Raw genomic sequence first — 17,624 nt, 5'->3', positions numbered from 1 at the left:
GATTCCTCAGAGACGATGAGGTCAATAGGTCCGAGGTGGAAGCGTGGTGACACGTGCAGCTGACGGATACTAATCAATCGATGACTTAACTACAAGCCTTTGTGAAAGGCGTTTCGTACCAAAGATGATTCATAAAGCTTATCCAGTTTTGAGGGTTCACCTCTATATGATGTGGTGGCGACAGCGAAGAGGTCACACCTGTTCCCATGCCGAACACAGCAGTTAAGCTCTTCAGCGCCGATGGTAGTCGGGTTTACCCCCGTGAGAGTAGGACGCTGCCACGTTAATATTAAACCTTAGAAGATTAGTTTCTTCTAAGGTTTTTTTATGTAGAATGGATTTCATGAAGAAGGGAAAAGCCGGTTTTATTGTTTAGTAACTGCACCTTATCAATTGAATTCTCCTAATTTACCCAATATACCACAATAGAGAGAATATATGTTCGGGGTGAGGTTTTATTAAACTTTTAAGATGGAGTCACTCTCGGAGGAAAATGGTGAGGGGTTATTTTAATAAATTTCCTTATTCCGTTTTTCATTTTAAAAAAGTACGACGGTATTATATTCTTTATACCCTGGAGTGGGATTCAGAGGATCCAGTTGTAACTGCTGAAGATAGAGAGGAGATGCAATACTTAATAAATGATGTACTCGGGAGCAGAGGAGCCTATCTAACAAGAAAGTCGAGAAATGCTTAAGATTTCTCGACTTTCTTAAATATAATTCATCCCATTGCCTCATAGGCTGCATGCATTCCAGCTACTCGACCGGTCACCATAGCTGATGTGATATTGTAACCTCCGGTATATCCGTGAATGTCTAGTATTTCTCCACAAAAATATAATCGATTCATTAATTTTGATTGCATTGTACTTGGTACAATCTCTTTAATTGAAACTCCGCCTCCTGTTACAAAAGCTTTCTCAATAGGTTGGGAACCGTCAATGTTTATTGTGAAGTGTTTCATAGCATGGCTTAGCTGTCTTATCTGCTCGTTAGAAATATTTGCGGATTTCTCATTTGGAGAAATCCCCACAAACTCAAGGAGGTAATCCAAAAGTCGTTCTGGTAACTTTCCTTTAATTAAGTTACGGAATGTTTTTTTAGGCTCATTAGCTGCTAACTCTTTCAATTCAGCGATAAGAGTCTCTTCTTTTATATCAGGCAAACAGTCAATCTCAAGTATAACAGGTTTGTGTCCTTTCATAAGTTCCTTGACTACAAATTGGGAACACCTTAGCACTGCTGGCCCGGATACTCCAAAGTGAGTAAACAGCATATCCATAGTATGAGTGACGATCTTTTTCTTTTTCTGATTTAAGACAGACACCCCTACATCGCGAAGCGAAAGCCCCTGGAGGGATTTGTCTTTAATAAAAGAGTCATTGGATAGAAGAGGAACTTCTGTTGGAAATAAATCAGTGATCGTATGGCCGGCTTTTTTGGCCCAGGCGTATCCATCTCCTGTTGATCCTGTATGGGGAACAGCTTTTCCACCGACTGCAAGTACAATTGATTTACTTAATACCTTTTCACCGGTTTTTAGGATAACCGTGTGGCTGTCTTTTCCATAATGTACTGCTTCTACTGGTGTGCTTTTACGAACGTCCACATCTAATTCATCTAACCTGTTAAGAAGGGCGTTAACAACGTCTTTTGCTTTATTACTAATGGGAAACATTCTTCCGTGGTCCTCTTCTTTAAGTGCTACTCCTAGATTTTCAAAAAAATCAATAATGTCATAGTTATTAAAAATAGAAAAAGGACTGTATAAAAAGCGGCCGTTTCCTGGGATATGTTTAATTACTTCCTCCTCCGGCAGTCGATTGGTAACGTTACAACGTCCCCCGCCTGAAATGGCCAGTTTTGTCCCTAGTTTTTTACCTTTATCAATTAATAAGGTTTTAACCCCTTGTTCAGCTGCTGCAATTGCAGCCATTAAACCAGAGGGCCCTCCCCCTATGACGATAACTTGATAAGACATATGGTGACTTCCTTTCTTTCCTTCTTTTCCTTTTCTTATTCATTGTTTTTCGAACTTTTATGATAAAATAGACAAAGTTGACTCTAAAATAATTGAAGGTGAAGATAAAATTATGTCGAAAATATTAAAAGGTACGATGATTTTAACAGGTGCTACCTTTTTATCAAAGTTCTTAGGGATGATTTATACTGTTCCCTTTGAACAAATGGTTGGACCTGAAGGCATGGAACTCTATTTCTATGCTTATACACCATACAACATTTTATTAAGTTTATCTACACTTGGGGTGCCAATGGCTGTTTCGAAATTTGTCTCCAAGTATAATTCTCTCGAAGACTATCAAACGGGCAGAGACATGTTTAAATCAGGCATGCAGTTGATGGGGATTACAGGTATTATTACCTTTTTGATTTTGTTCTTATGCGCCGACCCTATTGCGCAGCTTAGTCTTTCGAATGAAGATACAACAGCTTCCTCAGAGGATACAGCAATGGTTATTCGCATGGTTGCATTCGCACTTTTGATCATTCCTAGTATGAGTATTATCCGCGGTTTCTTTCAAGGAAATGAATCAATGGCACCTACTGGAGTATCGCAGGTCATTGAGCAGGTTGTACGTATTTTATTTTTATTAGTTTCTGTTTATGTTGTGTTGAATGTATTTGAGGGGACAATCCCTACAGCTATTGGTTTTTCTACGTTTGCAGCTTTTATAGGAGGAATTGCGTCATTAATAGTTCTAATCGTGTATTGGAAAAAACGCAAACCATACCTGGACCGTCAATTGGACAGCCAGGAGTATACGTATGATTTATCAAGGAAGGATATGTTTAAAGAGTTGATCAGTTATGCTGGACCTTTTGTATTAGTAGGTATAGCAACGCCGTTATATCAGCTGATCGACCAATTTACATTTAATAAAGCTATGTCTGCCGCAGGACTTGGAGATATTTCAGGGGCATCCTTATCAGCTATACATGTCCTCAGTCACAAGCTTGTCATTATACCCGTAACTTTAGGCATTGGTTTATCACTAGCATTACTTCCGGCCATCACAAAGTCTTTTACAAAACAAAACATGGTTCAGCTTAATCATCAAATTAACCAAGCATTGCAGATTGTAGCATTGCTGATAATTCCCGCTGTTGTCGGATTGTCAGTTCTTTCTTATGAAGCTTATGGTTCTTTCTATGGTGTAGAAAATGTAGACTATTATGGCAGTCTGTTGAGGTGGTATGCTCCAGTAGGCTTACTATTTGCTTCCTATACAGTCTCTGCTGCTATTTTACAAGGCGTGAACCGTCAGAACTTTGCGCTGGTCAGCTTGGGAGCAGGACTGTTTATTAAGACAGCTACGAATTTTTGGTTTATTGTATTGTTCGGAGCTAAAGGTTCTATTATTTCAACCGGACTTGCTGTCTTAATCGCATTGTCCTTAAATCTATGGAGAATCCATAGAGGTATTCATTTTTCCTATAAACCTGTATTTAAACGGTCACTGCTGATTTTGATCCTTACAAGTATAATGGCAGGAGTGGTCTGGCTAGTTAAATCCGGGTTTGGATTAGTTTGGAACCCGTTAGAAGACCGGTTAGCTGCATTATTTATTCTCCTCATCAGTGCAGGGATTGGCGGGCTGTTGTATATGTGGATGTCCTATCAGACGACATTGTTGGAACGAATACTCGGAGGACGTGTGCGTATAGTAGATAAATTTTTAAAGCGAAGATAGGCAGGTGGAAAAATGAGAATTGATAAACTATTGGCTAACATGGGTTATGGAACCCGTAAAGAAGTAAAGCAGCTCTTGAAATCAGGTCATGTACGAGTGAATAATCAGGTAGAGAAAAGTCCAAAAACCCACGTGAACCCCAATGAGGAAGAAGTAAGCGTGAACGGAGAGGTTGTCGAATACAAAGAATTTATTTATTTAATGCTCCATAAGCCGGACGATGTGGTTTCCGCCACAGAGGACAGCAATGATTTGACAGTTATAGATATCCTACAGCCTGAGGATGCTTTGTTTGATCCTTTTCCTGTTGGGCGGTTGGACAAGGATACAGAAGGGCTGCTGCTTATTACAAATGATGGACAGCTTTCTCACCGTTTAACTACACCTAAGAAAGATATAGGAAAGACTTATTTTGCTCATATTGAAGGAGAAGTTACCGAAAGAGATGTTGAAGTTTTTCAAGCTGGCGTATGCCTTGATGATGGCTATGTTACTAAACCTTCCTTTCTTGAAATTGAAAAGACAGGCCCACAGTCGGAAATAAAACTCACTATCACCGAAGGAAAGTATCATCAAGTGAAACGAATGTTTGAAGCAGTAGGAAAAAGAGTGACCTACTTAAAACGTCTTAGTATTGGAGATCTACATTTAGACCCTGATCTTGAACTTGGGGAATACAGGGAATTAAGTGAAGCTGAAATAAGTTACTTATTTCAGCTTACAAATCTTGACCATTAAAAAAACACCCAGTAATCATTCTGGGTGTTGCTTTACATACTTATGATATTTTTACTTTTTTTTCAGTCGTTGTCCACTTCCCACGATTTGGACTACATACAAGTCCATTGTATTCCAAAATGCTTATGTCTCTTTGCATCGTCCTGTCCGTAAGTCCAAATTCATCAGCAAGCTCTGAAGTTGTTACAGGCCCATTCTTATGAATAAACATGTAAACAGCTTTAATTCGGTTTAACATACGGGATGATGGATGATTCAAAAAACCACTCCTTATTGTCATTAGAGGAATTTGTGGTGCCAGTGAATCTTAGAAGATATTTTTATTGTACACTAACATCGGATAAAGGGCTACTTTCTATAGTTGATTTAACAGATAATTCACGAAATTTACATTTTTAAGGGGAAATGTGGAGTGTTTATATTAAGAAGGCTATTCATAAAAATGGTAAAAATTAATAATTATGTCTTGTTTATTTCAAGTGCCCTGCTCGTTCTTTTCTCTTCCATTCTAATCGTGATCGTGGAAAATGATACTTTCCCAACTTTGTTTGACGGTTTCTGGTGGGTGATGACTACAGTTACCACTGTAGGTTATGGCGATTACTTCCCTGTTTCACCTGCAGGTCGGATAATTGGTATTTTCTTATATATATTCGGGATTGGCCTTATTGGTATTGCGATCGGAAAAATAGTTGACGGACTTACTGTCTTCAGAAAAAAAAGGGTGGAAGGTGATATTGTGTACAAAGACAAACAGCATTTAATAATCATTGGATGGTCTCAAAAAGCGAAGTTCGCCATTGATGAAATCCTTGATACGAACAAAGAGATTGAAGTCGTCATTATTGATGAGCTTAAAGAAGCCCCACTTTTAGCAGAGAACATTCATTACATAAAAGGGAACGCTTCAGATGAGTCTACCTTGCTTAAAGCGAACCTAAGGGAAGCGAAGGCTGTCTTAATATTTGCTGATAGTTCGTTAGACAGTGATCAAATGATTGATGGAAAGACACTGCTGATTGCATCTACGATTGAAACCGTAGCGCCAGATGTTCATACAGTCGTTGAAGTAATGGAAGAGCGGCATATCAAAAACTTTAAGCATGCAAGGGTGGATGAATTTATCATCTCTAATGAGACCATCTCTTCGTTAGCTGTTCGATCAGCCTTTAGAAAAGGTGTTTCTGGAATTTACAGTCAACTGCTCAGCCGCTCCGTTGGCGATGATTTATATCACGTCCCGAATCTAAACAATTGGAAAACTTATGGTGATGCCTTTCAAGAACTATTAAATCATGGGGCAACTTTAATTGCAGATCGTAACGATTTAACCATTAATCGGCGTTTACATGAAAATATTCCAGAGGATGCAGAATTATACGTGGTTTGTGACCAGAAAACGTATCAACAGTTGTTAAAAAAGGAGGCTGAATGATACTTGGAATATTCTAAACTGGCTCCTGCATACAAAGAGGAATATATAGAAAAGTTGTTTCCTTTGCTTCGAATACCTAGTGTCTTTGAGGCTAGTGATCACTTTCCTTATGGGAAATCTATTGATGAAGCATTACACTACATGCTTTCATTGGGGAAAGAAGATGGATTCTTATGCAGCAATATAGAGGGCCACGCTGGACATATTGAGTTTGGTGCAGGTGAAGAGGTCATAGGATTACTTGGTCATTTGGATGTGGTACCTCCTGGGGATGGCTGGTCTACCGAGCCTTTTCAGCCGGTCATAGAAGGAGATTGTCTTTACGCAAGAGGTGCCCAGGATGATAAAGGACCTGTTGTGGCTGCTTATCTTGCAATGAAACTATTAAAGGACCAGGGATTTGTACCGAAGAAAAGAGTAAGACTGATTTTAGGAACAGATGAAGAGCGTGATTGGAAAGGCATTGAGCATTATTTTAAAAAAGAAGAGATGCCCGTTTTTGGGTTCACACCAGATGCGGTTTTTCCTGTTATCCATGCGGAAAAAGGGTTGATCGACAGTTATATAAATTTTGACGTCCCGGATGTTACTTCCTCTAATGCTCTATTGTCCTTTTCAAGTGGTGAGCGGTTAAATATGGTTCCTGACGCTGCAGAAGCAAGACTTAAGATCAACGATATTGAAGAACTTTTTCAAGCCTTTTTAAATCTCCACCAATTAAAGGGGAATATTCAAAAGCAGGAGAACACCTTTCTTTTAACCTTATACGGAAAGACAGCACATGGAAGTAAGCCGGAGAATGGAGTTAATGCTGCACTTCACCTGCTCAAATTTTTAAAAGAAATCCAGCTGCACCCGGATCATGCAGAGATAGTCAATCACATTATTGAATGTTTATCTGACCCTGCAGGCAGTGGGTTGAATTGTAATTTTCAAGATGAAGTCTCAGGTAATTTGACATGTAACATGGGAATAGTTGATTGGAAAAGTGGAGAGAAATGCCGTGTAGGAGTGAACGTGAGGTATCCAGTAACGATTGATTCAGAATTAATTGTTCAATCTTTAAAGCGGTTTTCTAAGAAAGCCCATGGGACGATGGAGATTTATGATCACCTTAAGGCGCTCCATATAAAAAAAGAGCATCCTCATATTCAGGCTTTATTGGAAATTTATAATCGCCATGCAGAAGATACTGCTATCCCTCACTCAATAGGTGGTGCAACGTATGCCCGCGCTTTAGAAACGGGAGTGGCTTATGGAGCTCTTTTTAAAGACAGTCCTGACACAGCACATCAAGCAAATGAACATATACAATTAAAAGATATGATTAAAGCCATAGCGATTTATGCTGAAGCTATTCAGCATTTAAGCCGTTGAAAAAAATTCTATGAATAAAGTTTTGACTCAGGTATTTTTTTTCGTTTAATGTAAGACATCTGACTTACGTTCTTTGTTAAAGCCTTTCAAAATTAGGAATCGAAGGAGTTATTGGCATGAGTAAGCATTATTTTATAGGGATCCCGGTAACGGAAAAGGTGAAAAAAATGTGTATGGAGATGCAGAGAGAGTTAGCAGACAGAATGGATTACAAAGTGTGGACTCATCCAGATGACCTTCACATTACTCTTAAATTTTTGGGAGGATGCAGTCCTGATCAGGTACGTAAATGGCAGGAAGAATTATCAGGTCTCTCTTTACCAGAACGTTTTTCTTTAGACATCGGCCCTGCAAATGGTTTTGGTGATAGGAAGCATCCGCGTGTGTTCTTCGTAGATACTGAAGCTCACTCTTCCTTGATACACCTGAAAGAAACCATCGACAGAACAGGTGAGAAATTAGGTTTTCCAAGGGAAAAAAGATCTTACTCCCCTCATGTTACTTTAGCAAAGAAATGGAAAGAAGGGCAGTCTCCCCTTGGGGAAGGGGAAACTATCTTCTTGAATCACCTTGACATGGAGGTTGAGCAATTTTATCTTTATAAAATTCACCCAGGGGAAAACCCAAAATATGAGAAAACCACCGAATTTAAGTTACAGGGGGATTGATGTGGCTCAACTTATAAAATTGCAGGATTATATTTCAAGGTATGAAAGTAATATTTATCATTATCCTGCTAAGTACATAAGACTTAAGCAACAGAAATGGAATCAACTTAAACGACAATGGGAAAATGGGGAATTCAATAAGAGCTCCGGGCCAAGTCAAATACCTGAGAGAAAGACCACAGGGTGGAAGCAGTTCTTTACTCGAAAAAATACCATCGAACCCAATTATGAAAACGAGAGCGTATTGGAAAATACTGAGAATCCAAAGAATATAAATGAGTTAAAAAAATATTTCCTGGATGAATTGCTCCCTTTTCAGCTAAAATGGGCAAGCACCACTCTACTAGAGAGATCCTTTATAGACCCTGGTTTCAAAGAAGACCTGCACTTACAAATGCTCCTTCAGCGGCTGCCTGATCATTATTTAATCCTGTATAAGCCTATTGTAGAAGTAAATAAAGCTCCGATGGAAGCTGGAATTATAATCATCGGCCCTTATGAGGTGGAAGTGATTAACTATATTGATGTGGAGGCTGATTATATATCTCCTTACTCCCAGAAACAATGGCATAAAGAAACAAATGAAGGAAAGCGTACCATGTCCAGCCCTCTTCTCAGTTTAAAGCGAACGGAAACCTATTTAAGAAGTATTATGAGCACGTATGATTTTGGCTTAGAGTACAGGCTTACTGTGTTGGCACCTGGAACTACTATCTACGCTTCTAAGGAACCTTACTTAACCTCTTACGTTGATGAACGTTCTTTTGAACGATGGCTTATGGAGAAAAGAATGCTGAGCACCCCTCTTAAGCACAGCCAGCTTATGATGGCGGAAAAGCTGCTAAAGCACACGAGAACTGCTGCAGTTAAAAGACCTGAGTGGGAGGAAAGCTCTATCGAAGAGTAATTCAGGTTTTGACATCTTACTTGCTGTAAAGTTAGTCGTATTCTGACGGAAGCTGCTTATTTTATTTTTAAATTATAGTATAATAATTTGACGTCGGACAGGAGATTGGACTTATGTATATAGTTATAACTAACCCAAAGGCTGGTGATGGATCAGCATTTAGATTGCTTGAACTCATTCAAAAAGAGCCTTTGTTTCGTTCAAATAACTGCCGCTCCTATCAGACGGAATATAACGGCCACGCTAATACTCTTGTCAAATCAATTGTTAAGACATATTACTCCGCTATTAAAGCTGTTATTATTATTGGAGGAGACGGTACGATCCATGAAGTAATAAATGGTCTGGCCCCGTGGCCTGAGCTGCCCGTAGGAATTATACCTGCTGGAACAGGGAATGATTTTGCCAGAGGTTTAGAATTAAAGTCTCAAGGAATTACTCTCTTTAGAAAGATCATGAGTCAGCCAAATATTGTTAAATTTAAAATCGGCCAGGTTGATATTTTAGCCGGGCAGCGGTCTGCAACTTTGTATTTTATTAATAGTGCAGGAACGGGACTAGACAGTCAAGTTGCAGCTACAGCCAATGAGAGTGTTTTCAGAAGGAAGTTGCAGAAGAGCCGGTTAGGTAGACTGCAGTATTTGTTTGCTTTCCTTAAAGGAATGAAGAGGTTTAAGTATGTTCAGGCTGAAGTCGATATAGAAGGTAGAAGAGTTAAAAGTAAAACCTTTACGTTAGCCGTTATTGCTAATCACCCTTTTTTTGGTAAAGGGATGAAGATAGCTCCAAAATCCCATCTGACCTCACCTAAGTTTTCTATTATATTAATAGAGCCTATCACGAGGTGGAAACTGATTTTTTTGTTCGCGACTGTTTTTGCGGGGAAGCATATCAGTTTGAAAAAGGTTCATGAAGTGAGGGGATCTTCAATAAAGTTAAAGGGGACGGAGTCTTTGCTGTTACAACTAGATGGTCAAATCTACCGTTGTGACGAGTGCAGAATCAAAAAGACAAAGGAAAGCCGACTATTTTTAACCGACTAGAAAATTTTCCTTGAAAGTTGAACTGCTTTTGAGTTAATCTGTAAAAAGGTGTTTATTTTGTACGGTGTAAGATGGACTACAGATATATTAAATTATACGATATACTTGTACTACTAATACGTGAGCTATCACAGGAAGATTTGAGGAATTGAAGGTGAATTGGTTGGAGCATATATTAGGTCAAAACTGGACAATCACTCCCGCTGGAGGTTCCACTGGAGAAGCATATTACGCTCAAAACGATGGGAAACGTTTATTTTTAAAACGTAATTCCTCCCCCTTTCTTGCCGTTCTTTCTGCTGAGGGCATCGTTCCCAAGCTCGTTTGGACAAAAAGACTGGAAAACGGGGATGTCATTACGGCCCAAGAGTGGCTGGAAGGACGAGAATTAAATACGGAAGAAATGAAGCATCCAAGAGTAGCGGCACTTCTCAGCAAAATTCATCATTCCAGTGAACTTTTGGACATGTTGATGCGGTTAGGGAAGCATCCGTTGACTCCCGTAGAAATTCTTCAGGACATTAAAGAAAATCAGAAGATTCTTGATCAGGTGGACTCACGCATTGAAATTCACCAGGCGATTAAATATTTAGAGAAGAACGAAAAGCGAGCTCATCACGATCAGCACGTGGTTTGTCACTGTGACACAAATCATAACAATTGGCTGCTCTCCTCAGATAATCAGCTTTATTTAATTGATTGGGATAATGCAATGGTGGCCGATCCTGCCTTAGATTTAGGAATGCTCCTTTTCACATATATCCCAAAAGAAAATTGGAACAGCTGGATGCAGCAATATGGAGGAATTGACAGCGATCATTTAATGGAACGAATGAAGTGGTATGCTGTCTCCCAGTCTTTGTCATTTATTCAGTGGCATATGATGCGTGGAGAATATAATGAAGCTGAGATTAGAATTCAAAAGCTCAGTCGAATGATGAATGCAAACAACATCTGGCCATAATAAAAGAGCGATCCTGTCAGCAGGGAACGCTCTTTTTTAATTTGAAGCTTATTACATTTAGCTGATGAATGACGTAAAACCTTGCAGTAACAAAAGCAAGTGGTATTAAAGTGGGAAGAAACAACCATAAGGCCACAAAACATTCTATAAAGCTTTTTTATGAAAAGGTAGCGTATTTAACTTTTTTCTCCCGAACTTCAGTGCTCAGCTTTTCGTTTAATTTTTCAAATGGGTATATAAAAACGGCATAACCTGCAAAAAGTATAGAAAAAACGGCTACTACAGAGAGTTCAATTGATTGACGTAATAATTGCATAAATGAAAAATTCACTCCTCAAATGATATATATAATTACACAATAAACATCATATATCAGTAAGCGTTTTCAACCCAATACCTGATTCCGCGTGTAATTCACTGTAACCTATTAAATAAATCCTTCTTATGAAAATAACTGATTCTTTATTTCTGTTATGGAAGTATCCCTCCAATTCCTTCTGTTAACTGCAATTCTTCCAAAAACTTTTACAGCCGTGTCTTTCGTGATAAGATTTGTAAAGATAGAAGGAGGTCACATAAAATGAGATTACGAAATAAACCCTGGGCCGATGACTACATGCGCGAAAATAACCACGTAGTGATTGAGAACCCTTTTCAATACAAAGGAAACTGGCAGGCTGCTTTTGATAAAGACCAGCCTCTGCATTTAGAAATAGGATCCGGAAAAGGGCAGTTTATTGCCGGAATGGGCAACCAGCACCCTGAAATTAATTTTATCGGAGTAGAACGAGTAAAAAGTGTAATAGTAGGTGCTTTAAAGAAAGTACTGGATGCGGAAACTTCAAATGTTCGATTATTAAATGAAGATGCTGAAGACTTACGCGATCTGTTTCACACTAATGAAGTAGAACACATTTATTTGAACTTCTCTGATCCTTGGCCCAAAACACGTCATGAAAAAAGAAGGCTAACATTCCCTGCTTTTCTCGATCAGTATAAAGATATTCTGAAAAATGAGGGGAAACTTACTCTGAAAACAGATAACAAAGGTTTTTTTGAATATTCGGTGGCCAGTTTTTCTCAATACGGGATGATTATTGAGGAGATATCTTTAGACTTGCATGAAATGAATGATCCGCTTAACGTTCCCACTGAATATGAGGAAAAGTTCTCTGAGAAAGGACAGCCTATTTATAGATGCAAAGCAAAATTTTGGTGATGACAGCGCTTACAATCACCTCTTGTTTTATGGTAGAATAAGGCTAAGTTTTTGGAGGTGAAAGCTTTGGAATCATTAGAAATTGGGAAAGCGAAATTATCATGGCTGAATGGTGGAGTGACTCACTTGGACGGTGGGGCTATGTTCGGCGTTGTCCCCCGTGCCTTATGGAGTAAAAAGTACCCGGTTAACGATCTAAACCAAATTGAATTGAGAACAGATCCTATACTGCTTCAGTTAAAAGGTAAAAACATATTAATCGAGTCAGGGATAGGTAATGATAAACTCACAGAGAAGCAAAAGAAGATCTTTGGGGTCAAAGAGGAAGCTCATTTGACGGGAGAACTTTCAAAGGTCTCCCTTACACCCGGAGATATTGATATTGTTTGTATGACCCACCTGCATTTTGATCATGCCTGCGGCCTTACAAAGTGGGAAGGAGACAAGCTGGTTCCTGTTTTCCCTAATGCTGAAATTTACACAAGTCTCACAGAGTGGAATGAAATGAGAAATCCTAATATTCGTTCGAGAAATACTTATTGGGAAGACAACTGGAAGCCCGTAGAGGACCAGGTACATACCTTTACAGAGGAAATAGAGATTGTAGAAGGGTTAAAGATGATCCATACGGGGGGACACAGTGACGGACATTCTATCTTGTTATATGAAGATAATGATGACTCTTTTATTCATATGGCTGATATAATGCCAACCCATGCTCATCAAAACGTTTTGTGGGCTTTAGCTTATGATGACTACCCGGTCACTTCTGTTCATGAGAAGGAAAAATGGATGAGTTATGGTTACAAGAAAAATGCCTGGTATACGTTTTATCATGACGCTGAATTCCGAGCGCTGAAATATGATGAAAATGGTGAGGTAATTGCTTCCGTAGAGCGTCCGCCATCCCAGTATAAATAAAATCACCCCCGGCTTTTGGAGAAGCCGGGGGTGAAATAATTAGGCTGTTTGTTCGCTTACATCAATAATGGTACCTGTTTCAGAATCAATGAAGAATTCGTATTGAGACGTTTCTCCATCCTGGTTTTTGGAAATCCCGCCGCGGTATACTTCATAATTAATGCCGTTTTTGTTTAATTCCTCAGGTTTCATATAAATCCATGAACCGCTGATCGGGCCTTGTTTTTTAAATGCTTCCTTGGCAATTTTTAGAGCTTTTTCAGGAGTGACGCCTTGTTTGTTAGCTACTTGTTCTTTCACGACATAACCTGCAAGTGCTCCCACACCAGCAGCTATGGCAACTTTTTTCCAATTCATAGTTCACTCACCTCTAATCAATATACTATCATTCAGTATACTAGATTTCTCATTAAAAGGAAATTAAAACCTCAGTTCGATAATGTAGAATCATTTTCCGTTTTTAGGTAAACTATAAGCAGATGGAGATAAAGGAGAGGTACATAATGAACCAAGTAACTCAAGATTTATTTAAAACGCTTACTGAATTACCAGGAACCCCTGGGAATGAACATCTGGTACGCAGCTTTATGAAAGAAGAATTAAGTAAATACTCTGATGAGACAATTCAAGACGGATTGGGTGGAATATTCGGTATCAAAAAAGCCAAAGGACCTCGAGTAATGGTAGCCGGTCATATGGATGAAGTGGGTTTTATGGTTACGCAAATAACAAAGAATGGTATGCTTCGTTTCCAAACACTAGGCGGGTGGTGGAATCAGGTCATGCTGGCTCAGCGTGTTCAAATTATTACAAAGCAGGGGCCTGTAACAGGTGTCATTGGGTCTATCCCACCTCACAATTTAACACCTGAACAAAGAAAAAAGCCGATGGAAATAAAGAATATGCTCATTGATATTGGAGCAGACGACAGAGAAGATGCGGAGAGAATAGGGATTAAGCCCGGTCAGCAGATTGTGCCGGTATGCCCGTTTACACCAATGGCTAATGATAAGAAGATACTTGCAAAGGCATGGGATAACCGTTATGGCTGTGGGCTTGCTATTGAACTGTTAAAAGAGCTGAAGGAAGAGAGTCTTCCTAACCAGCTATACTCCGGCGCTACCGTACAGGAAGAGGTAGGGTTAAGAGGAGCTCAGGCGGCTTCCCATATGATTGATCCGGACGTGTTTTATGCGCTGGATGCTTCTCCAGCTAATGATATGAGCGGGGATGATAAGGAATTTGGACAGCTTGGAAAAGGAGCTTTATTAAGGATTTTAGATAAATCGATGGTAACTCATCGAGGAATGAGAGATTTTATTTTAGATACAGCAGAAACGCATGATATACCTTATCAGTATTTTGTTTCGCAGGGGGGAACGGATGCTGGCCGTGTACATGTCACCAATGAGGGTGTTCCTTCAGCCGTAGTAGGGATCTGCTCAAGGTATATTCATACGTCCTCCTCCATTATTCATGTTGATGATTATGCTGCTGCTAAAGAATTGATTGTGCAGCTTGTGAAATCAACAGACCAAAATACCGTTGATTATATTAAATCGAAGAGTTAAAGGACAGAACGAGTCGGACAGGGCTGATAGCTTTGACGGCTTTGTGTTAAGATATAAAAACAGATTAGTTATAGGCAGGTGTACGGTGAGTGAAGATTTATATTGGTTCGACAAACCCAACAAAAGTTGAAGCAGTAAAAAAAGTATTTGCTAATGATGATGTATTAAGTGTTGAAGTAGAATCCAAAGTAGCTGCTCAACCTTTTTCTGATGAAGAGACATTGGAAGGAGCCGTTAACCGAGCCCGTGAATGTGCTGTTATGAAAAAAAGTGAACTTGGGATCGGTCTAGAAGGCGGAGTTATGGAGATTGAAGGCGACCTATTTCTCTGCAATTGGGGAGCTTTAGTCGATCAGAAGGAAAATGTTTATCGAGCCAGTGGAGCAAGGATCCCTCTTCCAGATGAGATTAGTGAAGGTTTGCAGACAGGAAGAGAGCTAGGGGAGCTGATGGATGCTTATGCTGAAAAGGCAAATGTAAGTAAGCATGAAGGTGCGATTGGTATTTTTACGAACAGTGTGATTAAACGTGAGGAAATGTTCTCTCATGTTGTCAAACTGTTGAAAGGGCAATGGGAGCACGATCAAAAAGAACATCCCTCATCTTGAAGGGATGTTCTTTTTGATTATTCATAAACGTAAGACAGAACGGCCAGCGCCTGATCAATAGTTTCAACGGTGACGTTTGCTTGGTTGGATAGTTCTTTTAATGGATGAATTAACGATTCCGGTCTCACTAAAATTAATGGTTTGTCAGCCTGTACAGCTAGCCCTGCATCCAGAGCTGTATTCCATTGTTTGTAACTCTCTCCAAACAAAGCTATAACGGCGTCGGCTTTCTCAAGAAGAAGCTGTGTTCTAAAATTATTTATGTCAGAAGCAGCATCGTCGGTAAGCCGCTTGTTCGGCTGTGGCCCTAAAATTTCTTCTCCTATTCTATCGGAACGTTCGTGGTTTTCTTGAGGGCCGACGAAATGAATAGGCAGATCTCTTTCTTTCGCTGTTTTTCTTACCTTTTCCCTCCAATCATCATGAATCTGGCCAGCTAAATATACAGTGAATTCCATCTTAAAACCCCTCCTCAAGATACTCTATGATTAGTATGTTCACAAACTATTATTCTTGTCCAGTGGTACAAACTATAAATGTAAAATACTTATTCCTGCGAATTTATACTTTTCGCAAGTTCAGTCAATTATTCACTATCTTATACTCACGAAAAATAATCCCGTTTTTATAAAAAATGGGATTATTATATTTCTTTTTTGTTTAAATTACCTTTATAAGCCAATTCTCTTGAATGTTCCTGCATTTATTCCGAAAGTTTCTCTCAATATTTAGCACTCATACTCTTTCGTTAAATCGTAATAAGCTCTATAAGCTAACTAGCGTAAATAAAAGAAGGATTGCGTATTGTAATTAAAGTTGCAGACTAGCAGTGTATTTACACTTGTAAAATAGTGTTGTAAGATGTATTACGTTGAAGAAAGGAGTAGAAACTATGAAAGAATTTCTAGCGAAGAAAAATATACATATTTCGTTTCATGCTTATTTTATAACTGCATTAAGCTACATGGCGCTCGGTTTGTTTTCTTCATTAATTATTGGCTTGATTATTCAAACGATTGGCGAGCAGTTAAATATTGACTCATTTGTTGAAATGGGAAGCTTTGCTATGGACTCAAAAATATGGGGAGGGGCGATTGGTGCAGCTATTGCCTATGGATTAAAGGCTCCTCCTCTTGTTATTTTTGCTGCTTTATTCAGCGGGGCTTACGGGGCTGAACTAGGAGGTCCGGCAGGGAGTTACGTCTCTGCCCTGACAGCCACAGAATTTGGGAAGCTGATAAGTAAACAAACTAGAATTGATATTATTCTCACCCCCTTCGTTACTATAGTTATTGGATTTGCGGTTGGTTCTTTAATCGGACCCCCGATTGATCAATTTATGACTGGATTTGGGCAGCTTATTAATTGGGCTACGCTGCAGCAGCCGATCGTAATGGGAGTGCTCGTAGCTATATTGATGGGAATAGCTTTAACTGCACCTATCTCAAGTCTAGCTATTGCCTTAATGCTCTCGATTGATGGAATTGCAGCTGGGGCTGCCACGGTAGGCTGTGCGGCTCAAATGGTTGGGTTTGCAGCAATAAGTTATCGGGATAATGGAGTTGGGGGTGTTATAGCACAAGGAATTGGGACTTCCATGCTTCAAGTTGCTAACATTGTTAAGAAACCTATTATTATAGTACCTCCTACTGTCGCAGGAGCATTGTTAGCCCCCATTGCAACCACCTGGCTGCAATTTGAAAATAACGCTGCAGGTGCTGGTATGGGAACGAGTGGTCTCGTAGGGCAAATTATGACTTTTGAGTCCCTGGGATTCTCCTGGGAAGTAGCATGGGGAATATTTATGCTGCATTTCATTGGACCTGCGCTGATTAGTTTACTTATAGCTGCATGGTTTAGAAAAAAAGGGTGGATAAAGCCAGGAGACATGGTGATTGATTATGAATAAACTTATGCTAAAATAACAGGCGGAGGTGCTGACATGATCACGTTAAAAACGGACGAACAGTTAAAAGATATTATAAACAACGACAAAGCCATACTCTTATTCTCAGCGGAATGGTGCCCGGACTGTCGTGTAATTGAACCCTTTCTTCCGGAGCTTGAAGAAGAGTTCTCAGAATGGACATTTGTATATGTGGATCGCGACCAATTTATTCATATATGTGCAGAAAACGATATCTTTGGAATTCCAAGTTTTCTAGCTTATAACAACGGGGAAGAAGTTGGCCGGTTTGTTAGTAAAGATGCGAAATCCAGAGAAGAAATCGAGCAATTCATTAAAAACGTAGAAGTTTAATCGCACTGGGACATAAGTAAAGCAGTGAGTAAAAAACAACATTCGTATAAACGCAGATCATTAGCGTAGTCAAAGTACGCAGACTCCTGTGGGAAAAGCGCGAGCAGCGGATCCCGCAGGAAAGTGGAATATTTTGACAGAGCGATGGTGTAAATTCTCTTTAACATAAATAATCCGAACTGATTTCTACAGAATCAT

General features: G+C 39.4%; 19 protein-coding genes and 2 rRNA genes. 16 read left to right on the top strand and 5 right to left on the bottom strand.

Features of this window, described 5'->3' with window-relative positions; translation table 11 throughout:
• Together C1A12_RS14650 and rrf are read left to right on the top strand one after the other, a co-directional pair.
• A 23S ribosomal RNA gene (locus C1A12_RS14650) occupies nucleotides 1-93 on the top strand; the annotation flags it as partial.
• Nucleotides 94-170: 77 nt separating this feature from the next.
• A 5S ribosomal RNA gene (rrf, locus tag C1A12_RS14645) occupies nucleotides 171-284 on the top strand.
• 439 nt (nucleotides 285-723) lie between these two features.
• Here the strand turns inward: rrf and C1A12_RS14635 are convergent.
• Nucleotides 724-1,983, bottom strand: a complete 1,260-nt coding sequence (locus C1A12_RS14635) for an NAD(P)/FAD-dependent oxidoreductase (RefSeq protein ID WP_101844795.1) — start codon at nucleotides 1,981-1,983, stop codon at nucleotides 724-726.
• Nucleotides 1,984-2,095: 112 nt separating this feature from the next.
• Between C1A12_RS14635 and C1A12_RS14630 the strand changes: the two genes are divergently transcribed.
• Nucleotides 2,096-3,715, top strand: coding sequence for a polysaccharide biosynthesis protein (locus C1A12_RS14630; RefSeq protein WP_101844793.1), 1,620 nt, complete (start codon nucleotides 2,096-2,098; stop codon nucleotides 3,713-3,715).
• A 12-nt stretch (nucleotides 3,716-3,727) separates the two neighbouring features.
• Entirely contained in the window at nucleotides 3,728-4,453 is a 726-nt protein-coding gene (locus C1A12_RS14625) for a pseudouridine synthase (protein ID WP_101844792.1), read from the top strand.
• A gap of 40 nt (nucleotides 4,454-4,493) precedes the next feature.
• Here the strand turns inward: C1A12_RS14625 and C1A12_RS14620 are convergent, their stop codons facing one another.
• Nucleotides 4,494-4,733 carry an HTH domain-containing protein gene (locus C1A12_RS14620; RefSeq protein ID WP_373420461.1) on the bottom strand — a complete coding sequence of 80 codons (240 nt, stop codon included), beginning with the start codon at nucleotides 4,731-4,733 and terminating at the stop codon, nucleotides 4,494-4,496.
• Nucleotides 4,734-4,895: 162 nt separating this feature from the next.
• On the opposite strand from C1A12_RS14620, the gene C1A12_RS14615 reads away from it, so the two are divergent.
• From C1A12_RS14615 to C1A12_RS14590, 6 genes are all read left to right on the top strand, one after another.
• On the top strand, nucleotides 4,896-5,888 hold the full coding sequence (locus C1A12_RS14615; RefSeq protein ID WP_235001604.1) for a potassium channel family protein: 993 nt from the start codon (nucleotides 4,896-4,898) through the stop codon (nucleotides 5,886-5,888).
• Nucleotides 5,889-5,891: 3 nt separating this feature from the next.
• Nucleotides 5,892-7,265, top strand: coding sequence for a dipeptidase PepV (pepV, locus tag C1A12_RS14610; RefSeq protein ID WP_101844786.1), 1,374 nt, complete (start codon nucleotides 5,892-5,894; stop codon nucleotides 7,263-7,265).
• Nucleotides 7,266-7,381: 116 nt separating this feature from the next.
• On the top strand, nucleotides 7,382-7,933 hold the full coding sequence (gene thpR / locus C1A12_RS14605; RefSeq protein WP_101844784.1) for an RNA 2',3'-cyclic phosphodiesterase: 552 nt from the start codon (nucleotides 7,382-7,384) through the stop codon (nucleotides 7,931-7,933).
• A 1-nt stretch (nucleotide 7,934) separates the two neighbouring features.
• Nucleotides 7,935-8,840, top strand: coding sequence for an NERD domain-containing protein (locus C1A12_RS14600; RefSeq protein ID WP_101844782.1), 906 nt, complete (start codon nucleotides 7,935-7,937; stop codon nucleotides 8,838-8,840).
• A gap of 113 nt (nucleotides 8,841-8,953) precedes the next feature.
• Nucleotides 8,954-9,883 carry a diacylglycerol kinase family protein gene (locus C1A12_RS14595; protein WP_101844780.1) on the top strand — a complete coding sequence of 310 codons (930 nt, stop codon included), beginning with the start codon at nucleotides 8,954-8,956 and terminating at the stop codon, nucleotides 9,881-9,883.
• A gap of 163 nt (nucleotides 9,884-10,046) precedes the next feature.
• The gene (locus tag C1A12_RS14590) at nucleotides 10,047-10,847 is read left to right on the top strand and encodes a phosphotransferase family protein (RefSeq protein WP_101844952.1); all 801 of its coding nucleotides are present in this window, start codon (nucleotides 10,047-10,049) and stop codon (nucleotides 10,845-10,847) included.
• Nucleotides 10,848-11,004: 157 nt separating this feature from the next.
• Here the strand turns inward: C1A12_RS14590 and C1A12_RS21255 are convergent, their stop codons facing one another.
• Nucleotides 11,005-11,163, bottom strand: a complete 159-nt coding sequence (locus tag C1A12_RS21255; RefSeq protein ID WP_200816594.1) for a hypothetical protein — start codon at nucleotides 11,161-11,163, stop codon at nucleotides 11,005-11,007.
• 264 nt (nucleotides 11,164-11,427) lie between these two features.
• Between C1A12_RS21255 and trmB the strand changes: the two genes are divergently transcribed.
• The gene (gene trmB, locus C1A12_RS14585) at nucleotides 11,428-12,066 is read left to right on the top strand and encodes a tRNA (guanosine(46)-N7)-methyltransferase TrmB (RefSeq protein ID WP_101844778.1); all 639 of its coding nucleotides are present in this window, start codon (nucleotides 11,428-11,430) and stop codon (nucleotides 12,064-12,066) included.
• A gap of 66 nt (nucleotides 12,067-12,132) precedes the next feature.
• Nucleotides 12,133-12,987 carry an MBL fold metallo-hydrolase gene (locus C1A12_RS14580; RefSeq protein WP_101844776.1) on the top strand — a complete coding sequence of 285 codons (855 nt, stop codon included), beginning with the start codon at nucleotides 12,133-12,135 and terminating at the stop codon, nucleotides 12,985-12,987.
• Between the two features lie 39 nt (nucleotides 12,988-13,026).
• Here the strand turns inward: C1A12_RS14580 and C1A12_RS14575 are convergent, their stop codons facing one another.
• Complete coding sequence (locus C1A12_RS14575; protein WP_101844774.1) at nucleotides 13,027-13,344, bottom strand: PepSY domain-containing protein; 318 nt, start codon at nucleotides 13,342-13,344, stop codon at nucleotides 13,027-13,029.
• 146 nt (nucleotides 13,345-13,490) lie between these two features.
• Here C1A12_RS14575 and C1A12_RS14570 point away from each other — a divergent pair, with 146 nt between their 5' ends.
• Together C1A12_RS14570 and C1A12_RS14565 are read left to right on the top strand one after the other, a co-directional pair.
• Nucleotides 13,491-14,558 carry a M42 family metallopeptidase gene (locus tag C1A12_RS14570; RefSeq protein WP_101844772.1) on the top strand — a complete coding sequence of 356 codons (1,068 nt, stop codon included), beginning with the start codon at nucleotides 13,491-13,493 and terminating at the stop codon, nucleotides 14,556-14,558.
• Nucleotides 14,559-14,647: 89 nt separating this feature from the next.
• Nucleotides 14,648-15,166 (top strand): DUF84 family protein, encoded by a 519-nt coding sequence (locus C1A12_RS14565; protein WP_101844770.1) that lies wholly within the window; start codon nucleotides 14,648-14,650, stop codon nucleotides 15,164-15,166.
• 17 nt (nucleotides 15,167-15,183) lie between these two features.
• Here C1A12_RS14565 and C1A12_RS14560 read toward each other — a convergent pair whose 3' ends face one another.
• Entirely contained in the window at nucleotides 15,184-15,624 is a 441-nt protein-coding gene (locus C1A12_RS14560; RefSeq protein WP_101844766.1) for a YtoQ family protein, read from the bottom strand.
• A gap of 434 nt (nucleotides 15,625-16,058) precedes the next feature.
• On the opposite strand from C1A12_RS14560, the gene C1A12_RS14555 reads away from it, so the two are divergent.
• A complete protein-coding gene (locus tag C1A12_RS14555) occupies nucleotides 16,059-17,075 on the top strand; it encodes a PTS transporter subunit IIC (protein WP_101844764.1) in 1,017 nt (338 codons plus the stop codon).
• 33 nt (nucleotides 17,076-17,108) lie between these two features.
• A complete protein-coding gene (locus C1A12_RS14550; protein WP_101844762.1) occupies nucleotides 17,109-17,426 on the top strand; it encodes a thioredoxin family protein in 318 nt (105 codons plus the stop codon).
• The last annotated feature ends 198 nt before the right edge of the window (nucleotides 17,427-17,624 follow it).

This window comes from Halobacillus sp. Marseille-P3879, assembly GCF_900240285.1.
Classification (GTDB): Bacteria; Bacillota; Bacilli; order Bacillales; family Halobacillaceae; genus Halobacillus_A.
This window is presented reverse-complemented; position numbering and strand designations above follow the sequence as displayed.

Excerpts from the sequence above, each read along its gene's own strand:
- C1A12_RS14635 (WP_101844795.1), bottom strand. The coding sequence starts at position 1,983 with ATGTCTTATCAAGTTATCGTCATAGGGGGAGGGCCCTCTGGTTTAATG.
- C1A12_RS14630 (WP_101844793.1), top strand. The coding sequence starts at position 2,096 with ATGTCGAAAATATTAAAAGGTACGATGATTTTAACAGGTGCTACCTTT.
- C1A12_RS14625 (WP_101844792.1), top strand. The coding sequence starts at position 3,728 with ATGAGAATTGATAAACTATTGGCTAACATGGGTTATGGAACCCGTAAA.
- C1A12_RS14620 (WP_373420461.1), bottom strand. The coding sequence starts at position 4,733 with ATGACAATAAGGAGTGGTTTTTTGAATCATCCATCATCCCGTATGTTA.
- C1A12_RS14615 (WP_235001604.1), top strand. The coding sequence starts at position 4,896 with ATGGTAAAAATTAATAATTATGTCTTGTTTATTTCAAGTGCCCTGCTC.
- thpR (WP_101844784.1), top strand. The coding sequence starts at position 7,382 with ATGAGTAAGCATTATTTTATAGGGATCCCGGTAACGGAAAAGGTGAAA.
- C1A12_RS14595 (WP_101844780.1), top strand. The coding sequence starts at position 8,954 with ATGTATATAGTTATAACTAACCCAAAGGCTGGTGATGGATCAGCATTT.
- C1A12_RS21255 (WP_200816594.1), bottom strand. The coding sequence starts at position 11,163 with ATGCAATTATTACGTCAATCAATTGAACTCTCTGTAGTAGCCGTTTTT.
- trmB (WP_101844778.1), top strand. The coding sequence starts at position 11,428 with ATGAGATTACGAAATAAACCCTGGGCCGATGACTACATGCGCGAAAAT.
- C1A12_RS14575 (WP_101844774.1), bottom strand. The coding sequence starts at position 13,344 with ATGAATTGGAAAAAAGTTGCCATAGCTGCTGGTGTGGGAGCACTTGCA.
- C1A12_RS14570 (WP_101844772.1), top strand. The coding sequence starts at position 13,491 with ATGAACCAAGTAACTCAAGATTTATTTAAAACGCTTACTGAATTACCA.
- C1A12_RS14560 (WP_101844766.1), bottom strand. The coding sequence starts at position 15,624 with ATGGAATTCACTGTATATTTAGCTGGCCAGATTCATGATGATTGGAGG.
- C1A12_RS14555 (WP_101844764.1), top strand. The coding sequence starts at position 16,059 with ATGAAAGAATTTCTAGCGAAGAAAAATATACATATTTCGTTTCATGCT.
- C1A12_RS14550 (WP_101844762.1), top strand. The coding sequence starts at position 17,109 with ATGATCACGTTAAAAACGGACGAACAGTTAAAAGATATTATAAACAAC.